The sequence below is a fragment of the Arsenophonus nasoniae genome (assembly GCF_004768525.1).
In the GTDB taxonomy this organism is placed as follows: domain Bacteria; phylum Pseudomonadota; class Gammaproteobacteria; order Enterobacterales; family Enterobacteriaceae; genus Arsenophonus; species Arsenophonus nasoniae.
Genome location: NZ_CP038613.1, coordinates 972049 through 996172 on the forward strand (window position 1 = coordinate 972049; position 24124 = coordinate 996172).

The following is a 24124-nucleotide window of genomic DNA, read 5'->3' on the forward strand; positions in this document are numbered from 1 at the left end:
GTGAAGTATTATTCTTCACTTCATTGCTCGGGGGAGTTAAACAATGGCTATTGATGAAAACAAACAGAAAGCACTTGCTGCCGCATTGGGTCAAATTGAAAAGCAATTTGGTAAAGGATCAATTATGCGCTTAGGTGAAGATCGTTCTATGGATGTAGAAACTATCTCTACCGGTTCATTATCTCTTGATGTTGCCTTAGGTGCGGGAGGCTTGCCATTAGGTCGTATTGTTGAAATTTATGGCCCAGAATCTTCCGGTAAGACGACGTTAACATTACAGGTTATTGCTGCAGCTCAACGTGAAGGTAAAACTTGTGCTTTTATTGACGCAGAACACGCTTTAGATCCTATTTATGCCAAAAAACTTGGTGTTGATATTGATAATTTACTTTGCTCACAGCCAGATACAGGTGAACAAGCATTGGAGATTTGTGATGCTTTAACACGGTCTGGGGCGGTAGATGTTATTATTGTTGATTCTGTAGCGGCTTTAACACCAAAAGCTGAAATTGAAGGTGAAATTGGTGATTCACATATGGGATTAGCTGCTCGTATGATGAGTCAAGCGATGCGTAAGTTAGCTGGAAATTTAAAAAATTCTAATACGCTATTAATTTTTATTAATCAAATCCGAATGAAAATTGGCGTTATGTTTGGCAATCCTGAAACAACAACCGGTGGAAATGCGTTAAAATTTTATGCTTCAGTGCGCCTTGATATCCGACGTATTGGTTCCGTCAAAAATGGTGAAGAAGTTATTGGTAGCGAAACGCGCGTTAAAGTAGTAAAAAATAAGGTTGCGGCTCCTTTTAAACAAGCAGAATTTCAAATCCTGTACGGAGAGGGTATTAACATCTATAGTGAACTTATCGATCTAGGTGTGAAATATAAATTGATTGAAAAAGCGGGCGCTTGGTACAGCTATAATGGTGAGAAGATAGGTCAAGGCAAAGCAAATGCGACAGTCTATTTGAAAGAACGCCCGCAAATTTACACTGAATTAGATAAAAAATTACGTGCTATGCTGCTTAATCATGCTGGTGAATTTAGTAGTGCTGCTTCTGATTTTGTAACAGAAGCGGTAGAGGAAACTTCATTACCAGAAGAATTTTAACTTAATAAATAAAATTGATTAAATCTATGGGCTATATTCGATTTGGATATAGCCTTTTGCTTATTATAAATTAGTTATTAATATAAGTTAGATTAAATTATGATTTGAAATACACTTTAATAAAATAGCCACAGGATTTACAATATTATTAGCAATTAATGAATATGATTAGTTCATTTTTTACAAAAAGTGCTTTGTTTTGTTATATATAGTAAATTGTTATTATTGGCTTAATATATATAGGCGCAGTTTTTGATTAACTTGTGTTAGACTTACGCTATCGTTTTTCTCAATCTTCTATTTAGTTAATAACTCATAGCTTATAAGTAATTTAAACTAAGTGAAATTAGCCACTGGGGTTATCTATTGATAGTTGTTTTACTAAAGGTAGATGGAGACAAAATTTAACAGCTTTGTTCCTATAATAGGAAAATAAATATAATGAAATAATGTTAATGTAGTGTTAGTTTCACTGCATAATAATTAAATCTTTTTGTGTTAAACTAACCAGACTAGTCGTTGTTGTGTTAGTTAGAAAACGATATATTTAGGGAAAGGTGTACCTATAAAACCTGGACATTTGAGCGATGTATTAATACACATCAGTTAGTAGATCCTTGTCACCGATTTAGTCATAAAACAATTTAAGGATTTCTCAGGTTTGCTAGGTAAAAACGCCGCCGGTAACTTGGTTGATGATAAAAAAGCGTTTATCACATCAAGTCATAAATCTGTTTTTCCAGCTTGATTTCAGGATAATTATGAGTAGTAAAAGCACCGCTGAGATCCGTCAAGCGTTTCTCGACTTTTTTCATACTAAAGGGCACGAAATTGTACCTAGTAGTTCATTAGTACCAAATAATGACCCGACATTATTGTTTACTAATGCAGGCATGAACCAATTTAAAGATGTATTTTTGGGATTGGATAAAAGAGCGTATTCTCGAGCAACAACTGCGCAACGTTGTGTGCGTGCAGGAGGCAAACATAATGATTTAGAGAATGTTGGTTATACTGCCCGCCATCATACTTTTTTTGAAATGTTAGGTAATTTTAGCTTTGGTGACTATTTTAAACAGGATGCAATAAAATATGCCTGGGAACTACTGACAAGTGAGCAGTGGTTTAATTTACCAAAAGAGCGGCTTTGGGTTACCGTTTATCACACTGATGAGGCAGCTTATAAGATTTGGCAGCAAGAAATTGGTATTCCTATCGAACGTATTATTCGGATAGGTGATAATAAAGGTGCTCCTTATGCTTCTGACAACTTCTGGCAAATGGGCGATACCGGTCCTTGCGGTCCTTGCACAGAAATCTTTTATGATCATGGTGAACATATTTTAGGCGGACCGCCAGGTTCACCTGAAGAGGATGGTGATCGCTATATTGAAATCTGGAATATTGTTTTCATGCAATTTAACCGCCAGTCTGATGGCAGTTTAAAGGCACTTCCAACGCCTTCTGTTGATACCGGTATGGGGCTTGAACGTATTGCTGCTGTATTACAACATGTTAACTCAAATTATGAAATTGATTTATTTCGTCAATTAATTGCTTCTATTGCTAAAGCGGTCGCTTTATCGGATCTGAATAATAAATCATTACGCGTCATCGCTGATCATATTCGATCAAGTGCTTTTCTTATTGGTGATGGTGTATTTCCTGCTAATGAAGGACGTGGTTATGTATTGCGTCGGATTATTCGTCGAGCGGTTCGTCATGGATATATGTTAGGAGCGAAAGAGACCTTTTTCTATAAATTAGTTGCACCATTGATTCAGGTAATGGGTGACACAGCTGATGAACTAAAATCTCACCAAGCAACAATTGAAAAAACATTGAAGAATGAAGAGGAACAGTTTGCTCGTACTTTAGCGCGTGGACTGCAACTATTAGATGATGAATTAGCGCAATTACAAGGGGATACTTTAGCGGGTGAAATCGCATTTCGCCTCTATGATACTTATGGTTTCCCATTTGATTTAACTGCTGATGTTTGCCGTGAACGTAATATTAAGGTCGACGAGGCAGGTTTTAATGCGGCGATGGAGCAGCAAAGATATCGAGCTCGGGAATCGAGTGGCTTTGCGACCGATTATAATGATGTCATTAAAGTAGATAGTCATAGTGATTTTTCAGGCTATGAAAATAACAATCAACAAGCTACAGTAATAGCTATTTTTCATCATGGTAAGTCTGTCAATGTATTAAATCAAGGCGAAGAAGGAATCATTATTCTGGATAAAACCTCTTTTTATGCTGAGTCAGGTGGTCAGGTTGGTGATAGTGGCATACTTAGCAATAGCCATGGCCAATTTGCTGTGTCTGACACACAAAAATACGCCCAAGCAATTGGACATCTTGGTAAGGTGATAACTGGCTCAATAACGGTAAATAATTCAGTTGAAGCAAAAATTGACATTGAACGTCGTAATGCTATTCGTCTCAATCACTCTGCTACCCATTTGTTGCATGCAGCTTTGCGTGATGTATTGGGAGAGCATGTTAGCCAAAAAGGATCTTTAGTGAATGAGAAATATTTACGGTTTGATTTTTCTCATTTTGCCGCAATGACGCCTAAGCAAATACGCCAAATTGAAGATATCGTAAATTGTCAAATTCGTAAAAATGACCCTATTATAACGACATTAATGGATTTAGATGCGGCAAAAGAAAAAGGCGCGATGGCACTTTTTGGTGAAAAATATGATGCCAAGGTACGTGTTCTTAGTATCGGGGATTTTTCTATTGAGTTGTGCGGTGGTACTCATGCCAATCGGACAGGCGATATAGGATTATTTCGCATTAAAAGCGAATCGGGTACGGCAGCAGGAATTCGTCGGATTGAAGCAATAACCGGTCAAGCTGCTATAGATGACCTTCACCTGCAATCTCAGTTATTGGCAGAGATTGGCCAATTAATGAAAGGTGATGCTGATAGTCTAATGGAAAAAATTAAAGCGACATTAGATAAAGTTAAGCTATTAGAAAGGTCGTTAAATCAACTAAAAGGGCAACAAGCAGCGCAAGAAAGCGTTTCTTTAAGTCAAAAAGTTAAAAAAATTAACGGTGTAAATTTATTAGTTACTCAATTAAATAACACTGAACCTAAACAGCTACGTATCATTGTTGATGACTTAAAAAATCAATTAAAATCAGCAATTATTGTGCTTTCTACTATAAGTAATGATAAAGTCAGTCTAATTGTTGGTGTAACCAATGATTTGACTGCTAAAATAAAGGCTGGTGATTTAATTTCATTTGTTGCGCAGCAAGTAGGCGGAAAAGGGGGTGGTCGCCCTGACATGGCTCAGGCCGGCGGCTCTAATATAACAGCACTTCCTGCTGCATTAGCATCAGTTGAAGAGTGGGTTAATTCACACTTGACTTGAGTTAACCATGAAGGTTGCATAACTTAATTATGCAACCTTTAACGGATTGTTTTTAAATGACCTAAGTACAAAATTATATTTTTAGCTACAATATTAGTATGATGATTGCTTTAGGTTAAATACTTTAGGTGAATATCATTGCTTTACGTTTTCACGGTGTGTGATGGATAATAGCGGGGAAACCTAGAGACCCGACTCTTTTTAATTTTCAAGGAGCAAAGAATGCTTATTCTGACTCGTCGAGTTGGTGAAACGCTCATGATAGGCGATGAGGTAACAGTAACGGTGCTGGGTGTAAAAGGCAACCAGGTACGTATAGGGGTTAATGCACCCAAAGAGGTTTCTGTTCACCGTGAAGAAATTTATCAACGGATCCAAGCTGAAAAAAGCCAGCCCAATAATCAGTAATTTTTAGTAAAGCGTTCATTCTTAGGTATATGTTAATTATATTTATGGAATGAGCGCTGTTTCTTATTGCCGTCTATTTTATGACTGTATTTTTTCAAGCTTAGTATCCTATAAAATCAATTACATAAATTGTAAAAAATGTCTTTTTTTTAGTATTTTTTTACATTTATTAATAAAACACTGGATTTTAATTGTTAGATGCCAACACATTTTAAAATGCTTATAAATAAATCATTAAGTTATTAGCTATCATAAGTTTATAAAAAGGAAATACTTAGGTTAACTATTCTACTCTAGAATAGTTTCTTTTATTGAAGGATAAGAACTTACTTTTGATCTGTTTTTTTCTGCTAATCTTCCAACTTCGACGTTTTTTATTGGTGAATATAAAATGCCATATTGTTTTATTTCGTTGTTAAACTACTCATCTTGATTGTGAAATGTGCAAACGAACGAAAGAACGTAAAAAGATTGGAAAAATTGTTTGACTTCTAAGTCTGGGAAAGTAATATGAGCGCCACGCAACAGAGAGATGGTTCAATATTGTCTCGTTGCTATTCGATGGTGAGGTGGCCGAGAGGCTGAAGGCGCTCCCCTGCTAAGGGAGTATGCGGTTAATAGCTGCATCGAGGGTTCGAATCCCTCCCTCACCGCCATTTTGATAGTGCATCCATAGCTCAGCTGGATAGAGTACTCGGCTACGAACCGAGCGGTCGGAGGTTCGAATCCTTCTGGATGCGCCATATAATAAAACCCTGTCAATCAACGACAGGGTTTTTTGTTTTATAATTAAAATATGTTTATTAATAAAATAACCTATTACTTTAGTCATTTGCTCTAGATGAACTAGACGGCGACAATTCTAGTTATTTACGCTAAAGTAACTTTTCTAAAAGTAAAAATAACGAACGGATAACGGGAGGTCGATTTGATCCCGAATGTATCAAAAGCGCTATCATGGTTAGAGGCACGGCCTAATATTTTACAGGGTCTTCGTCGAGGTATTGAACGTGAAACATTGAGAATTACACCAGCAGGCGAATTAGCTAAATCACCGCACCCTGATAGTTTAGGGAAAGCGTTAACCCATCCATGGATCACGACTGACTTCGCTGAAGCTTTGTTGGAATTGATTACCCCAGTTGATAATAATATTGGACACGTTCTGGCATTTTTAAGAGATTTACATCGTTATACAGCCCGTCATCTTGATCATGAATTGATGTGGCCCTTAAGTATGCCTTGTTTTATAGAGCGCCAAGATAACATTAAACTTGCTCAATATGGTGTTTCTAATATTGGCCGTTTTAAAACTTTATATCGGGAAGGATTAAAGAATCGTTACGGTGCGTTAATGCAAACAATTGCAGGAATTCATTATAATTTTTCTTTACCGATTGAATTTTGGCAAGCGTTGGTTGGAATTAACGATGCCGAAAGTGGTAAGGATAAAATTTCTGCTGGTTATTTTAGACTCATTCGTAATTATTATCGTTTTGGTTGGGTTATCCCCTATTTATTTGGTGCGTCGCCAGCAATTTGTGGTTCTTTTTTGCGCGGAAATGCCAGGAATCTTCCCTTTGAGAAGACAGCTCAAGGAACCTACTATCTACCTTATGCCACATCGCTACGAATGAGTGATTTGGGATATACCAACAAATCCCAAAGTGATCTGAAAATTACCTTTAATGATCTATCGACTTATATTACTGGCCTTAAACAAGTGATAAAACAGCCATCGCCCGAATTTACAAAATTAGGGATATGCAATAAAGATGGCAAACATTTGCAGCTGAATACCAATATTTTACAAATTGAAAATGAATTATATGCGCCGATTCGCCCCAAACGAGTACTTATTGGTGATGAGTCGCCATCCGATGCACTGTTAAAAAGAGGAATCGAATATATTGAAGTTAGAGCTTTGGATATTAACCCATTTACTGCCATTGGTATTGATGAAGCTCAGATCCATTTTCTTGATCTCTTTTTAATCTGGTGTGTGTTAGCAGATGCACCCATGATGGATGAAAAAGAGTTGAATTGTTGTCGAACGAATTGGAATAGAGTAATCCTTGAAGGTCGTAAACCTGGACAAATAATCGGTGTTGGTTGCGGTGAATCAATGAGGCCCTTAAAAGAGGTAGGGCAGATATTATTTGATGATTTAATTAGAGTTGCTGATGTGTTAGATGTTAGCGGTAATACCCGATATCGTGAAATTTGTTCTCAATTGATAGCAATGTTTGAAAATCCAGAGCTTACTTATTCTGGCCAAATATTATCCCCAATGATTGAACAAAGTATTAGTCAATATGGCTTACAGTTAGCCAAAAGATATTATCAGCAATTAAGCAATGAACCTTATGAAGTGATAACGGCTAATGAATTTACTGATGTTCGTCACGCCTCAGTTCGCAAACAATTAGCACTTGAACAAGCAGATAAAATAAGTTTTGAGCGCTACTTGCAGAAACATGCAGGGTGAGAATAAAAGAAAATGGCCACTTTAAAGTGGCCAAAATAAAATCTCTTAGAGAATAGGATGATAACAATTTTCGCGTCTTGCCTAAGTAAGACTTGCAATATGATGTGAAGTTCCATTTATTTTGTAAAAAAAATAATTTTTTGGAGGCGACATTAATGCCACTACTTGATAGTGTAATGGTTGATCATACCCAGATGAAAGCACCTGCTGTGCGTATTGCTAAAACTATGAAGACTCCTCATGGTGATACGATCACAGTATTTGATCTACGTTTTTGTGTACCAAACAAACAATTATTAACGGAGAAAGGCATCCATACATTAGAACATTTATTTGCTGGCTTTATGCGTGATCACCTTAATAGTAGCGATATAGAGATTATTGATATCTCACCGATGGGATGTCGTACAGGATTTTATATGAGTTTACTAGGCCAACCTAATGAGCAATGTGTTGCTGATGCTTGGAAAATTGCCATGCAAGATGTACTTAAGATTACGTCTCAAAATCAAATACCTGAGTTAAATAAATATCAGTGTGGTACTTATGAAATGCACTCTTTAGCTGAAGCGCAGCAAATTGCTCGCAATGTGATTGAAAGTGGCATTGTTGTTAATAAAAATAGCGAACTGATGTTATCGAAAGAAAAATTAACTCAGTTATCATCTAAAATAGCCTAGTATAAAAAGTAAAAGGGGCTAAAACGATAGCTATGATGATTTTCGTCCTGTCGTAAAGGGTAAGTCAATCGGCATTGCTCTAACTTGTTTGATCACGTTACCATTTATAGCTAATACTTCAAAACGGTACTTACCTATCAGGATTTCAGTATTTAGCATGGGAATGTCACCCAGCTCTTCTAATAACAAACCATTAATAGTCCTAGCGCCGTCAACAGGTAAGTGCCAATCAAAAGCTTTATTGATTTCTCGTATATTAGCAGTACCATCAATTAATACAGACCCATCGGTTTGTGGTAAAACTTCCTCGGCTAAACTGGGCGACATTGAGGTAGTAAAATCACCAACTATCTCTTCAAGAATATCTTCTACCGTTACCAGTCCTTGAATATCACCATATTCATCAACAATAATCCCTACTTTTTCATTATTACGTTGAAATTTTATTAGTTGTATATTTAATGGCGTACTCTCTGGAATAAAATAAATCTTATCAGCCGCTCTGATTAAGTTTTGCTTGTTAAATTCTTTCTTTTCGACCATCAGTCGATAAGCTTCACGCACGCGCAACATACCGATAATATCATCAAGGGTATCTCGGTAAAGGACAATTCGGCCGTGTGGCGAGTGTGTTAATTGGCGGATAATCGATTTCCATTCGGTATTAACGTCAATCCCAACGATTTCATTGCGAGGAACCATAATGTCGCCGACGGTAACTTTTTCTAAATCTAAGATTGAGATCAACATATCCTGATTACGGCGAGAAAGTTTACTTTTGGATTCATTAACAATCGTACGCAATTCATCCTTGCTAATCGCATCGCTACTGATAATGGGTGATTTAATACCAAAGAAATGCATGAACATTAGGGTAATAGTGTTAAATAACCAAACTACGGGTAACATCAATTTCTGTAGTGGTTTAAGGAGAATACTACTAGGGAAAGCCACTTTTTCTGGATAGAGTGCCGCCATGGTTTTGGGTAACACTTCAGCAAAAACCAGGATCACAAAAGTTAAGATACCAGTAGCAATAGCAACCCCAACATCGCCGTAAAGTCTCATTCCGACAATGGTTGCTAGCGATGAGGCTAAAATATTAATCAGATTATTACCAATCAAAATAAGACTGATTAAGCGATCTGGCTGTTTCAATAATGATTGAACGCGGCGAGCAGCTTGATGGCCATGTTTGGCTAAATGACGCAATCGATATCGATTAAGTGTCATCATTCCTGTTTCAGAGGCAGAAAAATAGGCTGATAAAATAATCATGACAATAAGTATGATGATTAAAGTACTGGTTGAGACTTGCTCCAAGGTAAAATTCCTATGTTGTTCATCAGTTAATTGTAAATTAATCTAAAAATTAAATGGTTACTACATGAAGTAGCAATCGATTACCAAAAAAAGCCAATGTTAAAATGAATGCGCCAATCAGATTAAAAACGATTACCCTTCTACCGCGCCATCCGTGATGAAAGTGACCCCATAACAAAATAAGGTAAATTACCCAAGCACAAATGGATAAAATAGCTTTATGGATGTTTTCTTTATTAAAAACATTATCCATAAAAATCATTCCTGTCCCGAGGGTAAGGGTTAGTAAAATGACCCCAACTTGGATAATGTGAAACATTTTACGCTCAATAACCATTAATGGTGGTATATCCGGTGTAAATATTAATTTTTTATTTTTTAATTGATAATCTAATAAACCTAATTGTAGTGCATATAAAGCGGCAATAATCAGGGTTGCATAGCCTAATAATGCTAGCCCGATATGAATAAAAGTTGTCACACTTGCTTCTAGGTGGGTGATAAACTCACCAGGCATAATGGTTGCTAATAATAAGTTGATAATAGACAAACTATAAACGATCGGTAATAGGAACCAGGCGCGGCCATTAAAGGCAACAATGGTCATAATAATACTGATTAACAAACTGACGGTAGAGCCTAAATTTAACAAGGTTAAGTTCTGGCCTTCTCTAACAAAGATCAATGTTTTTAATGCGATACCATGGCTTACCAGAGCAATAACCGCTAATACGAGTGTCAGCCTGGCGTAAATTTGTTGTTTACCAGCTAAACCTGGCATAATGAGTAGCACACTCAAAAAATAGGAACTAATGGCGATAATAGCGAATACTGACATAATGTTATTAATTAGCTAATTTATTAAATGTAAGTAAGTTAGTATAGCGTTTGCCAGCATTGCCTCCAACTGTTGATCACTATTCTTATGAAACTCGATGCAGAGATTGAATTATCATCGTGTTATAATAAAAAATTAACTGACAGCAGATCCCTTTAACAGAATTGAGTTAAGCACATGTTTGATAATTTAACTGACAGACTTTCGCGTACATTGCGCAATATTAGTGGCCGTGGAAGATTGACTGAAGACAATATTAAAGAAACATTACGTGAAGTTCGCATGGCGCTATTAGAAGCTGATGTTGCTTTGCCAGTCGTACGCGAATTCATTCAATCGGTAAAAGAAAGTGCAGTAGGTCAAGATGTCAATAAAAGTCTAACACCAGGCCAAGAATTCGTTAAAATTGTGCAAAATGAGCTCACTAAAGCGATGGGTGAGGAGAACAGCGCTTTAAATTTAGCCATACAACCGCCCGCCGTTATTCTTATGGCTGGCTTGCAAGGTGCGGGTAAAACTACCACTGTGGCTAAATTAGGAAAATTATTAAAAGAAAAACAGAAGAAAAAAGTTTTAGTCGTTTCTGCTGATATTTATCGTCCTGCTGCTATTAAGCAATTAGAAACACTCACTCAAACGGTCGGAATTGATTTTTTTCCATCCACCTCAAGTGAGAAACCTGTTGAGATTGCGACTAATGCGCTACAACATGCAAAATTAAAATTTTATGATGTGCTAATCATCGATACTGCTGGGCGTCTACATGTTGATGAAGCCATGATGGAAGAAATTCAGGCGATCCATCGCGCCATTAATCCAATTGAAACCCTATTTATTGTTGATGCAATGACCGGGCAAGATGCGGCTAATACCGCTAAGTCCTTTAATGAAACATTGCCGTTAACCGGTGTCATATTAACGAAAATTGATGGTGATGCTCGTGGTGGTGCCGCATTATCAATCCGTCATATTACCGGTAAACCCATTAAATTTTTGGGAATAGGGGAGAAAATCGAGGGCTTAGAGCCTTTTTACCCTGACAGGATTGCTTCTCGTATCCTTGGTATGGGCGATGTCTTATCGCTGATTGAAGAGATAGAAAGCAAAGTTGACCGTGAAAAGGCGGAGAAGCTTGCTAATAAACTTAAAAAAGGGAATAGTTTTGATCTAAATGATTTTCTTGAGCAGCTTAAACAGATGCGCAATATGGGTGGTATGGCGAGTATGCTAAGTAAAATGCCAGGTATATCCCAAGTTCCTGATGCGGTTAAATCACAAATGGATGATAATATGTTGGTCAGAATGGAAGCGATTATTAGTTCGATGACCACGAAAGAACGACAAAAACCAGAAATTATTAAAGGATCACGCAAGAGACGCATTGCAGCTGGTTCTGGCACACAGGTACAGGATATTAACCGGCTACTAAAGCAGTTTGATGATATGCAACGCATGATGAAGAAAATGAAAAAAGGCGGATTAGCTAAGATGATGCGCGGGATGAAAGGTATGATGCCACCGGGTTTCCCTGGCGGTTAACAACTAAGCATTAAATAAACAATTCGTACTTTTGATTGCTTTTTATCTTAAAAAGAGTAGAATCTTGGGGCTTTTTATATGACAACCAGACTCTATTCCTCGATAGAGTCTGGTTGTTTTGTTAACTAATGAGGATGTTATGGTAACAATTCGTTTAGCTCGTGGTGGCGCAAAGAAGCGTCCATTTTATCAAATCGTTGTCACTGATAGCCGTAATGCACGTGATGGTCGCTTTATTGAGCGTATCGGTTTTTTTAACCCTATCGCATCAGGTAACGCGGAAGAATTGCGTTTAGATTTAGATCGTGTAGAGCATTGGGTTGGTTTAGGTGCAACAGTTTCTGATCGTGTTTCGACACTGATCAAACAAGCAAAAAAAGCTGCTTAATTTACTACGGTGGTGGTGATGAGCAAAGAGGTTTGCCTTAAGATCCCTGTTAATCCTATTGTATTAGGAAAATTAGGCTCTGCGCATGGCATTCGTGGTTGGCTCAGAGTTTTTTCATCCACCGAATATACCGAAGATATATTTGAGTATCAGCCTTGGTTTATTCAACGTTCTGGTCAGTGGCAACAACTGGAATTAGAAGGTTGGAAGCATCATAACCAAGATATTATCATCAAAATAAAGCATATTGATGATAGAAGTGCTGCTAACTCAATGACTAATTGCGAAATTATCGTTGATTCAGCACAACTACCTGTACTTGAAGGTAATGAGTATTATTGGAAAGATCTGATTGGTTGCCAAGTCATAACTACTAAAGGTTATAGTTTGGGTTTTGTTCAGGATTTAATGGAAACAGGCTCAAATGATGTGCTGGTAATTAAAGCAAATCTGAAAGATGCATTCGGTATTAAAGAACGGTTGATACCGTTTCTTGATGAGCAGGTGGTCAAAAACGTTGATCTTACTACTAAGATAATTGAAGTAGATTGGGATCCTGGTTTTTAAACGCCAGTTGTAGGTTGAATGAGTGGAACGCAAGATGTGGATTGGGATTATTAGCCTGTTTCCAGAAATGTTTCGCGCAATAACCGAGTATGGGGTGATAGGTCGCGCAGTTAAAAATGGCCTATTGAATATACAGTGTTGGGATCCGCGAGATTATACTCACGACAGGCACCGCACTGTAGATGATCGCCCTTATGGCGGCGGTCCAGGTATGTTGATGATGGTACAGCCTCTTAGAGATGCCATTCATGCAGCAAAATCTGAGATCGGTGAAGATGTTAAAGTAATTTATCTTTCACCACAGGGGCGCAAACTTAATCAGCAAGGTGTTTGCCAATTGACGGCAAATAAAAAGCTTATTTTAGTTTGTGGTCGATATGAAGGTATTGATGAACGGATCATTGAAACCGAAATTGATGAAGAATGGTCAATTGGTGATTATGTTCTTAGTGGAGGAGAATTACCAGCAATGGTCATGATCGATTCAATTTCCCGGTTTATTCCTGGTGTATTAGGTCATCATGCATCAGCGGAAGAGGACTCTTTCATGACTGGGTTACTTGATTGTCCTCACTATACCCGTCCTGAGGTGTTAGAAGGTATGGAAGTTCCGAGAGTCTTATTGTCGGGCAACCATGCTGAAATAGAGCGTTGGAGAAGAAAACAGTCACTAGGCCGAACTTGGCTTAGAAGGCCTGAACTTCTAACAAGCCTAGCTCTGACTGACGAGCAGAGAATGTTGTTGGCAGAATTCCAACAGGAATATGAAGAACAGCAACGTATTAATTGAGACATTGTATCACACTGTCTTGTATATATCAGTTTACCTAGGGTAAGAGAGTAATTATGAGCAATATTATTAAACAGCTTGAACAAGAGCAAATGAAGCAAAATATTCCTTCATTTCGTCCAGGTGATACCGTAGAAGTTAAGGTATGGGTGGTTGAAGGTTCTAAAAGACGTTTGCAGGCATTCGAGGGCGTGGTTATCGCGATTCGTAACCGCGGTTTGCATTCAGCATTTACTGTTCGTAAAATTTCTAATGGTGAAGGTGTTGAGCGGGTATTCCAGACACATTCACCAGTTATAGATAGTATCACAGTTAAACGTTGTGGTGCTGTTCGCAGAGCTAAATTGTATTACCTGCGAGAGCGTTCTGGTAAAGCAGCTCGTATTAAAGAGCGCTTGAATACTAAATAATTCGCTTTTCGCTACATCCTAAAAATCTTTAAAGCTCGCAAAACTGCGAGCTTTTTTTATTATCTTTTTTCAGCTTATTGCATTATCAGTCATTATTTTATTAAATCTTTTGTGTAATTTTTTATAAACATAAAAATATTTTTCTTAATAATAGAATTGAAATTTTTTTATTTATTTTTCATTTAATTATATATTTTTGTTCCATTTTTATTTTATTGGTAAAGTAAATGTTACTATATGTTGTCACCAATGGATTGTAATATTTACAGTTCATGTTATCGTATAGCTGAACCTCAAATCGGTGTAATGCAATGCAGGATAAAAAGTTAAACAGGTAAAGATAATGATCATGCAAAAAGATGAGCTTAATAATGTTAATATTTCTGATGAACAGATTTTAATTACACCGAAAGAGCTGAAAAAATATTATCCATTGGCTCACAAGAATCAGCAAATAATTACTCATTCTCGCCGAATTATTGCTGATATTATTCAGCATCGTGACCCACGGCTGTTAGTTATTTGTGGTCCTTGTTCTATCCATGACGTGGATGCAGCGCTGGAATATGCCCATCGTTTAAAACAGTTAGCAACAGAACTTGGTGATAGTTTATATATTGTTATGCGGGTTTATTTTGAAAAACCTCGCACCACTACCGGCTGGAAAGGTCTGATCAGTGATCCGATGATGGATGGTTCTTTTGATATGGAAAAAGGGCTGCATATTGCACGTAACTTACTGTTATCGCTTGTGGATATGGGATTGCCATTAGCAACAGAAGCACTTGATCCAAATACTCCACAATATTTAGGCGATTTATTTAGTTGGTCCGCTATAGGTGCTAGAACAACTGAATCACAAACACATCGTGAAATGGCTTCTGGACTCTCTATGCCCGTGGGTTTTAAAAATGGTACTGATGGTAATTTAGTTACGGCAATTAATGCAATGAGAGCAGCAGCGATGCCACATTGCTTCATGGGTATTAATCAATCAGGTCAAGTTTGTTTATTACAAACGCAAGGTAACCCTGACGGTCATATTATTTTAAGGGGAGGGGAAAAGCCAAATTATAATGCGCAAGATATTGCAAATTGTGAAATACAGATGCGCAATGCTAATTTATTACCCTCTTTAATGATTGATTGTAGCCATGGTAATTCGAGAAAAGATTTTCGTCGTCAACCGTTAGTGGTGGAATCGATTATAGAGCAAATAACACATGGTAATCGGTCAATTACAGGTATGATGCTTGAAAGTCATATTAATGAAGGAAGTCAATCTTCAGAACAATTACGTTCTAAAATGAAATATGGCGTTTCTGTCACTGATGCTTGTATTAGTTGGGAAACAACAGACGCAATATTAAGAAAATTACATACTAAAATTCACTCGGTACTTAAAGAGCGTATTAAGACCTTAGAAAAAGCAAGCTAATACAAGGTAAATTGATGTCAGCAGAATTACTACAATTACGTCAACAGATTGACGAAATCGATAAATCATTACTCGCATTACTAGCAAAAAGAATGAAATTAGTGTCGGCAGTGGGTGAAGTAAAAAGCCGACAAGGGTTACCTATTTATGTGCCAGAGCGCGAGGCTTCAATGTTAGAAGCGCGTCGCAAAGAAGCGGAAAAAATAGGTATTGCCCCTGATCTGATTGAAGATATTTTACGCCGTATTATGCGTGAATCATACCAGCATGAAAATAATCAAGGCTTTAAAAAACTAAATGCTGATCTAGGGCCTATTATTATTGTGGGTGGCGAAGGTCGGATGAGAAAATTATTTAGTCAATTATTTACTCTCTCTGGCTATGAGGTTTATAGTCTGCGCGAACAAGATTGGGATATAGCAGATAAATTATTGGCTAATGCTGCCGTAGTCATGATTAGTGTCCCCATCCACTCAACGATAGAAGTTATCCATAGATTGCTGAAGTTGTCTGAAGATACATTATTGATGGATATTTCTTCTATTAAGCAGCAACCGCTTGAAGCTATGTTATCAGTGCATAATGGGCCTGTTGTCGGCTTACATCCCATGTTCGGCTCAGATATCAATAGCATTGCTAAACAGGTAATTATTTATTGTGAAGGAAGAAATCCACAAGCATACCAATGGCTATTAGAACAATTGACGGTTTGGGGTGCCAGATTACATAAAATTAATGCCACGGAACATGATAAATGTATGGCATTTATTCAGGCGCTTCGCCATTTTACTACTTTTGCTTATGGACAATATTTATCTGAACAAAAAGTCGATCTTCAACAATTATTAACTCTTTCATCGCCTATATATCGATTAGAGTTAGCAATGGTTGGACGTCTGTTTGCTCAAGATCCACAACTTTATGCAGATATTATTATGACATCCGATGAAAACATTGATTTGATTATTAAATATTATCAAAGTTTTGGTCATTCGGTGTCATTGCTTAAAGATCGAGATAAGAAAAAGTTTATTTCTCAATTCGAGAGAATTAGTCACTGGTTTGGTCAGGATGCTAAACAGTTAATGCAAGAAAGTAATGCATTATTACAACAAGCTAATGATATTAGTCGTTAATTTACTGTTATTAATACTTTTAAAAAACCGGTTATACAACCGGTTTTTTAGTTAGCAACACCGCTAGGTACTAAATTATCAGCTGGGTAGCAGCCTAAAATTTTTATTGAGCGCGTCATTGCAGTTAATTTTTCTAATGCATGTTGCATATCTAATGAGCGTAAGTTTGCCTGCACATCAATGTAAAACATCTCTTCCCATGGTTTATTGTTAATTGGACGGGATTCTAATTTACTCATAACAATATTATGCTCTTTCAGTACTAATAATGCATCGACTAAAGCACCCGCATGTTGACTGGTTGCGATCAATAATGTTGTTTTAGTCGGAATTTGTGCTGAAACTTGTACAGCTTTACGCGCGATAACAATAAAACGTGTCATATTATTGGGTTGATTAGCGATATTATGTTCAAGAATGGTCAAGCCATATAATGCGCCGCCTATTTCGCTACCCAATGCGGCTACGTTAGCTGAATCAATTTCAACCACTTTTTGCATGGCACTGGAACTACTGTCACAATATTCAATTTTCCAATTAGGATATTGTTGTAGAAATTGATTGCACTGTTGAAATGGTTGTGGATGGCTATATACCGTTTCAATGTTTTCTAACGGCACCTGAGTTATCGCTAGTAGGCAGTGATTGATGGGTAATCGCATTTCGCCGACGATCGAAAGTTGGGTGTTTTGTAGCAAATCGTAAACGTCATTAATTGCCCCTGAGCTGGAATTTTCTAAAGGTAAAATACCATAATCAGCTTGTTTTGTTTCAACTAAAGCAAAGATATCTTGGAATTTATCACAGCTACATTCGATAGCATGGCTAAAATGGCGCGCTGAATATTGGCGTGCTGCAAGATGAGAGTAGGATCCATTGGGTCCTAAAAAAGCAATTCGGACAGAATCATTTTCTATCGGATTTAAATGTTGCTGAAAAACAGCTTGCTGAGTTAACACACCGTCTTGGTTGATGATTTGAAAAAGGCGAGTAATATAAAAACTATCTAAGCCTTGTTTCTTCCCTTCAGCTATTAATCTATTTAGTAATTGCTGTTCATGGTTTATATCATCAATAGGCTGCTGCAGTTTTAATTTAGCTTGAGCGATATGAGTTGCTAAATAATGTCGTTCAGCCAGTAAATTTAATAATAAGCTATCAAGTTGATCTATTTTTTTCTGCATGTTTAATAGATTAGATATACTGTCCATAATTATTTTCTCTGCTGTTTTATTTTTATTATTGTCTGATGAATGAGAATAAAAACGCCTTGATCATAATTATCAAGAAACTAACAAAAAACTCAGTAAGTGTAAGGATTAAGCTAGATTATTAATAATGTTTTAATCAACATGAATTATCAAGCTTATTTTTATGTTAAGCAAAACAAATAGAATAATAAAAAGCGCACTTATAAAAGTGCGCTTAGAGAAAAATAAAATGGCACAATGGTTATGGCTGTACGGCTAGATCTATCTCTTTTGCCGTTGGGTAAGCACGTCTGGCCTCATTTTTATGTTGACGCTTATTAAGTTGTTTTTCTAGTTTATTTATTAATTCATTGGTTGCAATATAAAAATTACTATGTTTTGCACTAGCAAATAATTTTCCATTCGGTGTATGAATATTGGCATCGACAATAAACTCTTGAGGCTCTTTTGACAGCACAATGTGAGGATTAATTAAAGAAACTCGCCATTTGCTAAGTTTATTCAAACGTTCTTCAATATGGTGACGTATAGCAGGTGTAATTTCTATGCACTTACTTGTTATACTTACTATCATATCGCTACCTCACTTGTCATTGAGTTATAAATATTTTCAGGATAGCGATAATTAATAGAAAAAACGTGATCTTGATCGGTTTTATTTGCTCTCTTGCTAAAGTAATGATGGGAGTGTGGATGTATTATCAAAAAAATGCTTGTTACTTGCATAAGATACTCGTTTTTTGCATTATTGATGGATTGATCTATTTTTATCAGTTTAAAAAATTAGTATCTAGCTAAAATTATTTTTTACAGATTAATATAAAAAAACAGCAAAATAGCTTTGCTGTTTTTAATCAATAAATGTTAGCGATTATTTTGCCGTTAGGCGGGATTAGCTGCGATTAATGCTGCAACTTTATTTTTTTCCTGGCTTAAGCCTAACTGATTATAGGCTATCTCCATATATTTTAATGCATTGCGTGTTGACTGGGTATCGGGATAATTTTTTAGCATTTGTTCAGTGCGATTAATAACAGCAACATATGCACCACGTTTATTATAATATTTAACAATAGCAAGCTCATATTTTGCTAAACGTTCTTTTAGAAAAGCTAAACGTTTGCTAGCATCTGTTGCATAAATACTATTTGGATAAAAACGAACGAGCTGGCTAAAGTCTCTAAAGGCTACAAGCGCATGTTGAGGATCGCGATCTGAACGATCAATACCAAAAAAATCTTGTAGTGCACTATCGTCTAACGCTTGTGCTGTAAGACCACGCATATACAAAACATAGTCAATATTAGGATGTGTTGGATTAAGGCGAATAAATCGGTCAATAGTTGCTATCGCTAATGGTAGCTCAGCTGATTTATAATAGGCATAAATCATATCCAATTGAGCTTGTTGGGCATAAGGGCCAAATGGATAACGATTATCGAGGGTTTCTAATAACTTTATAGCCCCTTTATAATTACCGCTTTGTAGTTTCTCTTGACTGCTGGTATAGATATCAGTGGGAGAGCTTTCTGGTACAGCATCCTTATTGCTGGAGCATCCGGTAACAAGTAAGCTCAATGTGGCTGCTGCCAGCAGATATTTTATACGTATAATCACGTGGTTGTTTCCTCTGAATGTTTTTGGGCGATCTCCATAAAGCCCCCTAACGAAATATGAGTTACAATAGCACATATTTTAATTAAAACGGCACTGCCGTCAAAATGTAAACTTTACTGTAGATAATTTTATGGCTCAACAATTACAACTTCAGGCACAAATTCTAGAATCGCAACTTGGCCAACGTTTAGACCAAGCATTAGCTGAATTATTTCCTGATTATTCTCGCTCACGAATAAAAGAGTGGATTTTAGATAATAGAGTGCTGGTAAATGGCAAAATTATAAATAGGCCGAAAGAAAAAGTATTTGGCAGTGAACAAATTGCTATTGATGTACTGATTGAAGAAGATATGCGTTGGCAGCCACAAAATATTCCACTAAATATTGTTTATGAAGATGACGAAATTCTTGTTATAAATAAACCTCGTGATTTAGTGGTTCATCCTGGTGCTGGCAATCCAGATGGAACGGTACTAAATGCACTTTTATATCGTTATCCTGAGATTATTAATGTTCCACGAGCTGGAATTGTTCATCGGCTTGATAAAGATACTACTGGGTTAATGGTGATTGCAAAAACGATACCTGCTCAAACTCATTTAGTAGAAGCTTTGCAGCGAAGAGAAATTACTCGTGAATATGAAGCGGTAGTAAATGGTCGTATGACAGCTGGGGGAACGGTAGATGAGCCGATTGCTCGTCACCCAACTAAGCGAACACATATGGCTATCCATCCGATGGGCAAACCCGCTATTACCCATTATCGGGTAATGGAGCATTTTCGCGCCCATACCAGGCTTAGATTGCGGCTAGAATCAGGTAGAACGCATCAAATCCGCGTTCACATGGCACATATTAATCATCCTTTAGTTGGCGATCCGGTATATGGTGGTCGTCCACGGCCCTTAAAAGGTGTCTCAGAAGAGTTTCGTCAAATTATGAGCAATTTTAATCGTCAGGCGCTCCATGCCACGATGTTACGTTTATATCACCCTCTAACGGGTATTGAAATGGAGTGGCACGCAGATATTCCTGCAGATATGGTTATACTAATTAATATACTCAAAACTGATGCAATGATGCACAGAGATGAGATGGATTGGTAAATGGATAACTTAATATATCCGAACTGGCCGCAACCTGAAACAGTCATGGCTTGTAGCACAACGCGTATTGGTGGCGACAGTTTGTCACCTTATGACAGTTTTAATCTAGGGCTACATGTTGGTGATCAACCGCGATTAGTGATACAAAATCGCAATAGCTTAATGAAAATTGCACAACTACCCACCCAGCCTAGCTGGCTTAATCAGGTACATGGCACGCGTATTATCGATTTGGCTAAGGAAAAAAAGGGTAATCTGCAAGCGGATGCCGCCTACAGTTGTGAACTAGGACAGGTGTGTGTCGTGATGACAGCAGACTGTTTGCCTGTTTTACTCTGTAACGAACAAGGCACAGAAATTGCTGCCGTACATGCTGGCTGGCGAGGTTTGTGTGATGGGATCCTAGAAAAGGCAATAAAGCAATTTAGATCACCGCCGCGCGCTCTTATGGCCTGGCTAGGACCGGCAATTAGCGCGGAAAAATTTGAAGTAGGTCGTGAAGTGAGGAGTGCTTTTATTGAAAATCATGCAGAATTAGCGCAAGGCTTTAAAGCTTCTGATAATGGTAAGTATCTAGCCGATCTCTACTTATTAGCACGTTTGAAATTGAATGCAATTGGTGTCAAACATGTTTATGGTGGAAGCTATTGTACGATGAGTGAGCCAAAGCGTTTTTTTTCCTATCGTCGTGATGGCGTAACAGGACGAATGGCATCACTGATTTGGTTAAAATAAATCTTTAACAATATTAGTTATTATTTTTATATCAATAGTTGATTTTTATCGTAACTAACTTGAATAATGTGAAATAAAACCTCATTTAATCTGCATAAATGTTTGTAATTGTATTTTGGAGGTATTATGCGTTTGGATCGTCTTACCAACAAATTCCAACAAGCACTAGCTGATGCTCAATCTTTAGCAATTGGACAAGATAATCAATTTATTGAACCAGTACATTTACTCGTTGCCTTGTTAGATCAAGAAGGCGGTACTTTACGTCCTTTATTGACATCGATCGGGGTCAATGTCAGTCAACTAAGTAATAAATTAAACGATATTCTCAATACCTTACCGCAAGTGCATGGCACGGCGGGTGATATCCAACCCTCAAATGATCTTATTCGGCACTTAAATTTGTGTGATAAGTTGGCACAACAGCGCGGTGATACGTTTATTTCCTCAGAGTTATTTCTTCTGGCAATTTTTGATGCCAAAACCTCCCTAGCAGATACGCTTAAAACGATGGGAGCCAATAAAGCAAATATAGAAAAGGCGATAGAACAAATGCGTGGTGGTGAAAATGTTAATGATCAAAGTGCTGAAGAGCAGCGTCAAGCACTTAAAAAATACACAATTGATTTAACAGAAAGAGCCGAACAAAGCAAACTCGATCCTGTTATTGGACGTGATGAAGAGATCCGCCGCACAATACAGGTTCTCCAGCGCCGAACAAAAAACAATCCGGTTTTAATTGGTGAACCAGGAGTTGGTAAAACCGCGATTGTCGAAGGTCTCGCTCAACGCATTGTTAATGGTGAAGTCCCCGAAGGGTTGAAAAATAAACGTGTTCTCTCCTTAGATATGGGGGCTTTGCTGGCTGGCGCAAAATATCGCGGCGAATTTGAAGAGCGCTTAAAGGCTGTTTTGAATGATCTGGCCAAGCAAGAAGGAAATGTGATTCTGTTTATCGATGAATTGCATACTATGGTTGGTGCAGGTAAAACTGAAGGTGCGATGGACGCCGGTAATATGTTAAAACCGGCACTAGCACGAGGAGAATTACATTGCGTCGGCGCAACTACACTTGATGAATATCGTCAGTATATTGAAAAGGATGCGGCATTAGAGCGTCGTTTCCAAAAAGTTTATGTCGCTGAACCTACTGTCGAGGACACCATAGCAATATTAAGGGGACTAAAAGAACGTTATGAACTGCATCATCATGTACAGATAACTGATCCTGCCATTGTTGCTGCTGCCAGTTTATCAAATCGTTATATTTCGGATCGTATGCTACCTGATAAAGCCATAGATTTAATTGATGAAGCAGGTGCTAGCTTACGGATGCAAATGGACTCTAAACCGGAAGCCCTTGATCGCTTAGAACGTCGGGTTATTCAATTAAAACTTGAACAACAAGCACTAAAAAAAGAATCTGATGAAGCCAGTAAAAAACGGCTTAAAATGTTAGAAGAAGAGCTGACGGAAAAAGAACGGGAATATTCAGAGCTAGAAGAAGAATGGAAAGCAGAAAAAGCAGAGCTTACTGGTACACAGCATATAAAAGCAGAATTAGAAAATGCACGTATAAGTTTGGAACAGGCCCGGCGCAGTGGTGATTTAGCTAAAATGTCAGAATTGCAATATGGTAAAATTCCTGAATTAGAAAAACAACTTGAAGCTGCTACCAAAGCGGAAAGTAAAACCATGAAGTTGTTGCGTAATAAAGTGACTGATGCTGAGATTGCTGAAATATTAGCACGCTGGACAGGCATTCCCGTTTCCAGAATGTTAGAAAGTGAACGTGAAAAGTTACTTCACATGGAACAGGATCTGCATAAGCGTGTCATTGGCCAGAATGAAGCTGTTGACGCAGTATCTAATGCTATTCGGCGTAGTCGTGCTGGTTTATCAGATCCAAATCGACCTATTGGTTCATTCTTATTTTTAGGTCCTACTGGTGTTGGTAAAACTGAGCTATGTAAGGCACTGGCAAATTTTTTATTTGATAGTGATGATGCGATGGTGCGCATTGATATGTCCGAATTTATGGAAAAACATACAGTTTCCAGACTAGTTGGTGCACCTCCAGGTTATGTAGGCTATGAAGAAGGTGGTTATTTAACCGAGGCAATCCGACGCCGTCCTTATTCTGTTATTTTGCTTGATGAAATTGAAAAAGCGCATCCCGATGTTTTCAATATTTTATTACAAGTTCTGGACGATGGACGATTGACTGATGGGCAAGGAAGAACTGTCGATTTTCGTAATACAGTTGTTATTATGACATCAAACTTAGGCTCTGATTTGATCCAAGAACGTTTTGGTAGTTTGGGTTACAACGAAATGAAAGAGATTGTCATGGAAGTTGTTAGCCGTAGTTTCCGACCTGAATTTATTAACCGTATTGATGAAGTTGTGGTATTCCATCCACTTAATAAAGAGCAAATTACAGACATTGCGCAGATCCAACTATCACGTTTATATAAGCGTATGGAAGAGCAAGGTTATAAAGTAAAAATCAAGCCAGCGGCATTAGAAAAATTGAGTGAAGCGGGATTTGATCCGGTATTTGGTGCACGTCCTTTGAAACGTGCGATCCAACAAGAGATAGAAAATCCATTGGCTGAACAGATGCTATCAGGTAAGTTAGTGCCTGGCAAACAAGTAACTTTAGATATCAAAAAAGGTGTTATTGTTGCTAAGCAATAAATAAAATCGAATTGTTAATCCTATTTGAAGAGGTAATATTTACCTCTTCAATAATATTATACGAATTCAATAATCTTAATTAAAGCTCGTAATTAGCTTAAGCTGTTTGCAACTCGTACCGATACTATCAACTCAACTCAATGCAACGTTAGCACAATAAATGAGCACTTAAACAGAAAAAATGCAAATAATAGTTGTTAGTTTCAGAAAACCCCCTATAATGCCCTTCCTGTTATCGC

General features: G+C 37.4%; 20 protein-coding genes and 2 tRNA genes. 17 read left to right on the forward strand and 5 right to left on the reverse strand.

Annotated elements, in window-relative coordinates:
- Window positions 1-43: 43 nt before the first annotated feature.
- The 7 genes from recA to luxS all read left to right on the forward strand — a co-directional run bounded on the left by recA (window position 44) and on the right by luxS (window position 8085).
- The gene (gene recA, locus ArsFIN_RS04600) at window positions 44-1114 is read left to right on the forward strand and encodes a recombinase RecA (protein ID WP_026822685.1); all 1071 of its coding nucleotides are present in this window, start codon (window positions 44-46) and stop codon (window positions 1112-1114) included.
- 761 nt (window positions 1115-1875) lie between these two features.
- Complete coding sequence (gene alaS / locus ArsFIN_RS04605; protein WP_034249548.1) at window positions 1876-4509, forward strand: alanine--tRNA ligase; 2634 nt, start codon at window positions 1876-1878, stop codon at window positions 4507-4509.
- A gap of 222 nt (window positions 4510-4731) precedes the next feature.
- Window positions 4732-4917, forward strand: a complete 186-nt coding sequence (gene csrA / locus ArsFIN_RS04610; protein ID WP_026822683.1) for a carbon storage regulator CsrA — start codon at window positions 4732-4734, stop codon at window positions 4915-4917.
- A 563-nt stretch (window positions 4918-5480) separates the two neighbouring features.
- Window positions 5481-5573 (forward strand) — tRNA-Ser (locus ArsFIN_RS04615).
- A gap of 10 nt (window positions 5574-5583) precedes the next feature.
- A tRNA-Arg gene (locus ArsFIN_RS04620) sits at window positions 5584-5660 on the forward strand.
- A 185-nt stretch (window positions 5661-5845) separates the two neighbouring features.
- On the forward strand, window positions 5846-7405 hold the full coding sequence (gshA, locus tag ArsFIN_RS04625) for a glutamate--cysteine ligase (RefSeq protein WP_026822682.1): 1560 nt from the start codon (window positions 5846-5848) through the stop codon (window positions 7403-7405).
- A gap of 155 nt (window positions 7406-7560) precedes the next feature.
- A complete protein-coding gene (luxS, locus tag ArsFIN_RS04630) occupies window positions 7561-8085 on the forward strand; it encodes an S-ribosylhomocysteine lyase (protein WP_026822681.1) in 525 nt (174 codons plus the stop codon).
- Between the two features lie 30 nt (window positions 8086-8115).
- Here the strand turns inward: luxS and ArsFIN_RS04635 are convergent, their stop codons facing one another.
- Window positions 8116-9408, reverse strand: a complete 1293-nt coding sequence (locus ArsFIN_RS04635; protein ID WP_026822680.1) for an HlyC/CorC family transporter — start codon at window positions 9406-9408, stop codon at window positions 8116-8118.
- Between the two features lie 49 nt (window positions 9409-9457).
- Window positions 9458-10246 (reverse strand): cytochrome C assembly family protein, encoded by a 789-nt coding sequence (locus ArsFIN_RS04640; RefSeq protein ID WP_026822679.1) that lies wholly within the window; start codon window positions 10244-10246, stop codon window positions 9458-9460.
- 177 nt (window positions 10247-10423) lie between these two features.
- On the opposite strand from ArsFIN_RS04640, the gene ffh reads away from it, so the two are divergent.
- The 7 genes from ffh to tyrA all read left to right on the forward strand — a co-directional run bounded on the left by ffh (window position 10424) and on the right by tyrA (window position 16514).
- Window positions 10424-11785, forward strand: a complete 1362-nt coding sequence (ffh, locus tag ArsFIN_RS04645; RefSeq protein WP_026822678.1) for a signal recognition particle protein — start codon at window positions 10424-10426, stop codon at window positions 11783-11785.
- A 139-nt stretch (window positions 11786-11924) separates the two neighbouring features.
- Window positions 11925-12173, forward strand: coding sequence for a 30S ribosomal protein S16 (gene rpsP / locus ArsFIN_RS04650; RefSeq protein WP_026822677.1), 249 nt, complete (start codon window positions 11925-11927; stop codon window positions 12171-12173).
- A gap of 18 nt (window positions 12174-12191) precedes the next feature.
- The gene (rimM, locus tag ArsFIN_RS04655) at window positions 12192-12740 is read left to right on the forward strand and encodes a ribosome maturation factor RimM (RefSeq protein WP_026822676.1); all 549 of its coding nucleotides are present in this window, start codon (window positions 12192-12194) and stop codon (window positions 12738-12740) included.
- 34 nt (window positions 12741-12774) lie between these two features.
- Window positions 12775-13530 (forward strand): tRNA (guanosine(37)-N1)-methyltransferase TrmD, encoded by a 756-nt coding sequence (trmD, locus tag ArsFIN_RS04660; protein ID WP_026822675.1) that lies wholly within the window; start codon window positions 12775-12777, stop codon window positions 13528-13530.
- A 56-nt stretch (window positions 13531-13586) separates the two neighbouring features.
- Window positions 13587-13940: a 50S ribosomal protein L19 gene (gene rplS, locus ArsFIN_RS04665; RefSeq protein ID WP_026822674.1), complete on the forward strand. Its 354-nt coding sequence runs from the start codon at window positions 13587-13589 to the stop codon at window positions 13938-13940.
- A gap of 343 nt (window positions 13941-14283) precedes the next feature.
- The gene (locus ArsFIN_RS04670; RefSeq protein WP_026822673.1) at window positions 14284-15378 is read left to right on the forward strand and encodes a 3-deoxy-7-phosphoheptulonate synthase; all 1095 of its coding nucleotides are present in this window, start codon (window positions 14284-14286) and stop codon (window positions 15376-15378) included.
- A 14-nt stretch (window positions 15379-15392) separates the two neighbouring features.
- The gene (gene tyrA, locus ArsFIN_RS04675; RefSeq protein ID WP_026822672.1) at window positions 15393-16514 is read left to right on the forward strand and encodes a bifunctional chorismate mutase/prephenate dehydrogenase; all 1122 of its coding nucleotides are present in this window, start codon (window positions 15393-15395) and stop codon (window positions 16512-16514) included.
- 47 nt (window positions 16515-16561) lie between these two features.
- Here tyrA and pheA read toward each other — a convergent pair whose 3' ends face one another.
- The 3 genes from pheA to bamD all read right to left on the reverse strand — a co-directional run bounded on the left by pheA (window position 16562) and on the right by bamD (window position 19339).
- Window positions 16562-17725, reverse strand: coding sequence for a bifunctional chorismate mutase/prephenate dehydratase (gene pheA / locus ArsFIN_RS04680; RefSeq protein ID WP_026822671.1), 1164 nt, complete (start codon window positions 17723-17725; stop codon window positions 16562-16564).
- A gap of 241 nt (window positions 17726-17966) precedes the next feature.
- Window positions 17967-18299 carry a ribosome hibernation-promoting factor, HPF/YfiA family gene (gene hpf, locus ArsFIN_RS04685; RefSeq protein ID WP_026822670.1) on the reverse strand — a complete coding sequence of 111 codons (333 nt, stop codon included), beginning with the start codon at window positions 18297-18299 and terminating at the stop codon, window positions 17967-17969.
- A gap of 308 nt (window positions 18300-18607) precedes the next feature.
- Window positions 18608-19339 carry an outer membrane protein assembly factor BamD gene (gene bamD / locus ArsFIN_RS04690; RefSeq protein ID WP_026822669.1) on the reverse strand — a complete coding sequence of 244 codons (732 nt, stop codon included), beginning with the start codon at window positions 19337-19339 and terminating at the stop codon, window positions 18608-18610.
- A gap of 133 nt (window positions 19340-19472) precedes the next feature.
- Here bamD and rluD point away from each other — a divergent pair, with 133 nt between their 5' ends.
- From rluD to clpB, 3 genes are all read left to right on the forward strand, one after another.
- Window positions 19473-20450 carry a 23S rRNA pseudouridine(1911/1915/1917) synthase RluD gene (gene rluD / locus ArsFIN_RS04695; RefSeq protein WP_026822668.1) on the forward strand — a complete coding sequence of 326 codons (978 nt, stop codon included), beginning with the start codon at window positions 19473-19475 and terminating at the stop codon, window positions 20448-20450.
- Complete coding sequence (gene yfiH / locus ArsFIN_RS04700) at window positions 20451-21185, forward strand: purine nucleoside phosphorylase YfiH (protein WP_026822667.1); 735 nt, start codon at window positions 20451-20453, stop codon at window positions 21183-21185. It begins immediately after the preceding gene.
- Between the two features lie 126 nt (window positions 21186-21311).
- The gene (clpB, locus tag ArsFIN_RS04705; protein ID WP_026822666.1) at window positions 21312-23885 is read left to right on the forward strand and encodes an ATP-dependent chaperone ClpB; all 2574 of its coding nucleotides are present in this window, start codon (window positions 21312-21314) and stop codon (window positions 23883-23885) included.
- Window positions 23886-24124 lie beyond the last annotated feature (239 nt).

Excerpts from the sequence above, each read along its gene's own strand:
- recA (WP_026822685.1), top strand. The coding sequence starts at position 44 with ATGGCTATTGATGAAAACAAACAGAAAGCACTTGCTGCCGCATTGGGT.
- alaS (WP_034249548.1), top strand. The coding sequence starts at position 1,876 with ATGAGTAGTAAAAGCACCGCTGAGATCCGTCAAGCGTTTCTCGACTTT.
- csrA (WP_026822683.1), top strand. The coding sequence starts at position 4,732 with ATGCTTATTCTGACTCGTCGAGTTGGTGAAACGCTCATGATAGGCGAT.
- luxS (WP_026822681.1), top strand. The coding sequence starts at position 7,561 with ATGCCACTACTTGATAGTGTAATGGTTGATCATACCCAGATGAAAGCA.
- ArsFIN_RS04640 (WP_026822679.1), bottom strand. The coding sequence starts at position 10,246 with ATGTCAGTATTCGCTATTATCGCCATTAGTTCCTATTTTTTGAGTGTG.
- ffh (WP_026822678.1), top strand. The coding sequence starts at position 10,424 with ATGTTTGATAATTTAACTGACAGACTTTCGCGTACATTGCGCAATATT.
- rpsP (WP_026822677.1), top strand. The coding sequence starts at position 11,925 with ATGGTAACAATTCGTTTAGCTCGTGGTGGCGCAAAGAAGCGTCCATTT.
- rimM (WP_026822676.1), top strand. The coding sequence starts at position 12,192 with ATGAGCAAAGAGGTTTGCCTTAAGATCCCTGTTAATCCTATTGTATTA.
- trmD (WP_026822675.1), top strand. The coding sequence starts at position 12,775 with ATGTGGATTGGGATTATTAGCCTGTTTCCAGAAATGTTTCGCGCAATA.
- rplS (WP_026822674.1), top strand. The coding sequence starts at position 13,587 with ATGAGCAATATTATTAAACAGCTTGAACAAGAGCAAATGAAGCAAAAT.
- ArsFIN_RS04670 (WP_026822673.1), top strand. The coding sequence starts at position 14,284 with ATGATCATGCAAAAAGATGAGCTTAATAATGTTAATATTTCTGATGAA.
- tyrA (WP_026822672.1), top strand. The coding sequence starts at position 15,393 with ATGTCAGCAGAATTACTACAATTACGTCAACAGATTGACGAAATCGAT.
- pheA (WP_026822671.1), bottom strand. The coding sequence starts at position 17,725 with ATGGACAGTATATCTAATCTATTAAACATGCAGAAAAAAATAGATCAA.
- hpf (WP_026822670.1), bottom strand. The coding sequence starts at position 18,299 with ATGATAGTAAGTATAACAAGTAAGTGCATAGAAATTACACCTGCTATA.
- rluD (WP_026822668.1), top strand. The coding sequence starts at position 19,473 with ATGGCTCAACAATTACAACTTCAGGCACAAATTCTAGAATCGCAACTT.
- yfiH (WP_026822667.1), top strand. The coding sequence starts at position 20,451 with ATGGATAACTTAATATATCCGAACTGGCCGCAACCTGAAACAGTCATG.
- clpB (WP_026822666.1), top strand. The coding sequence starts at position 21,312 with ATGCGTTTGGATCGTCTTACCAACAAATTCCAACAAGCACTAGCTGAT.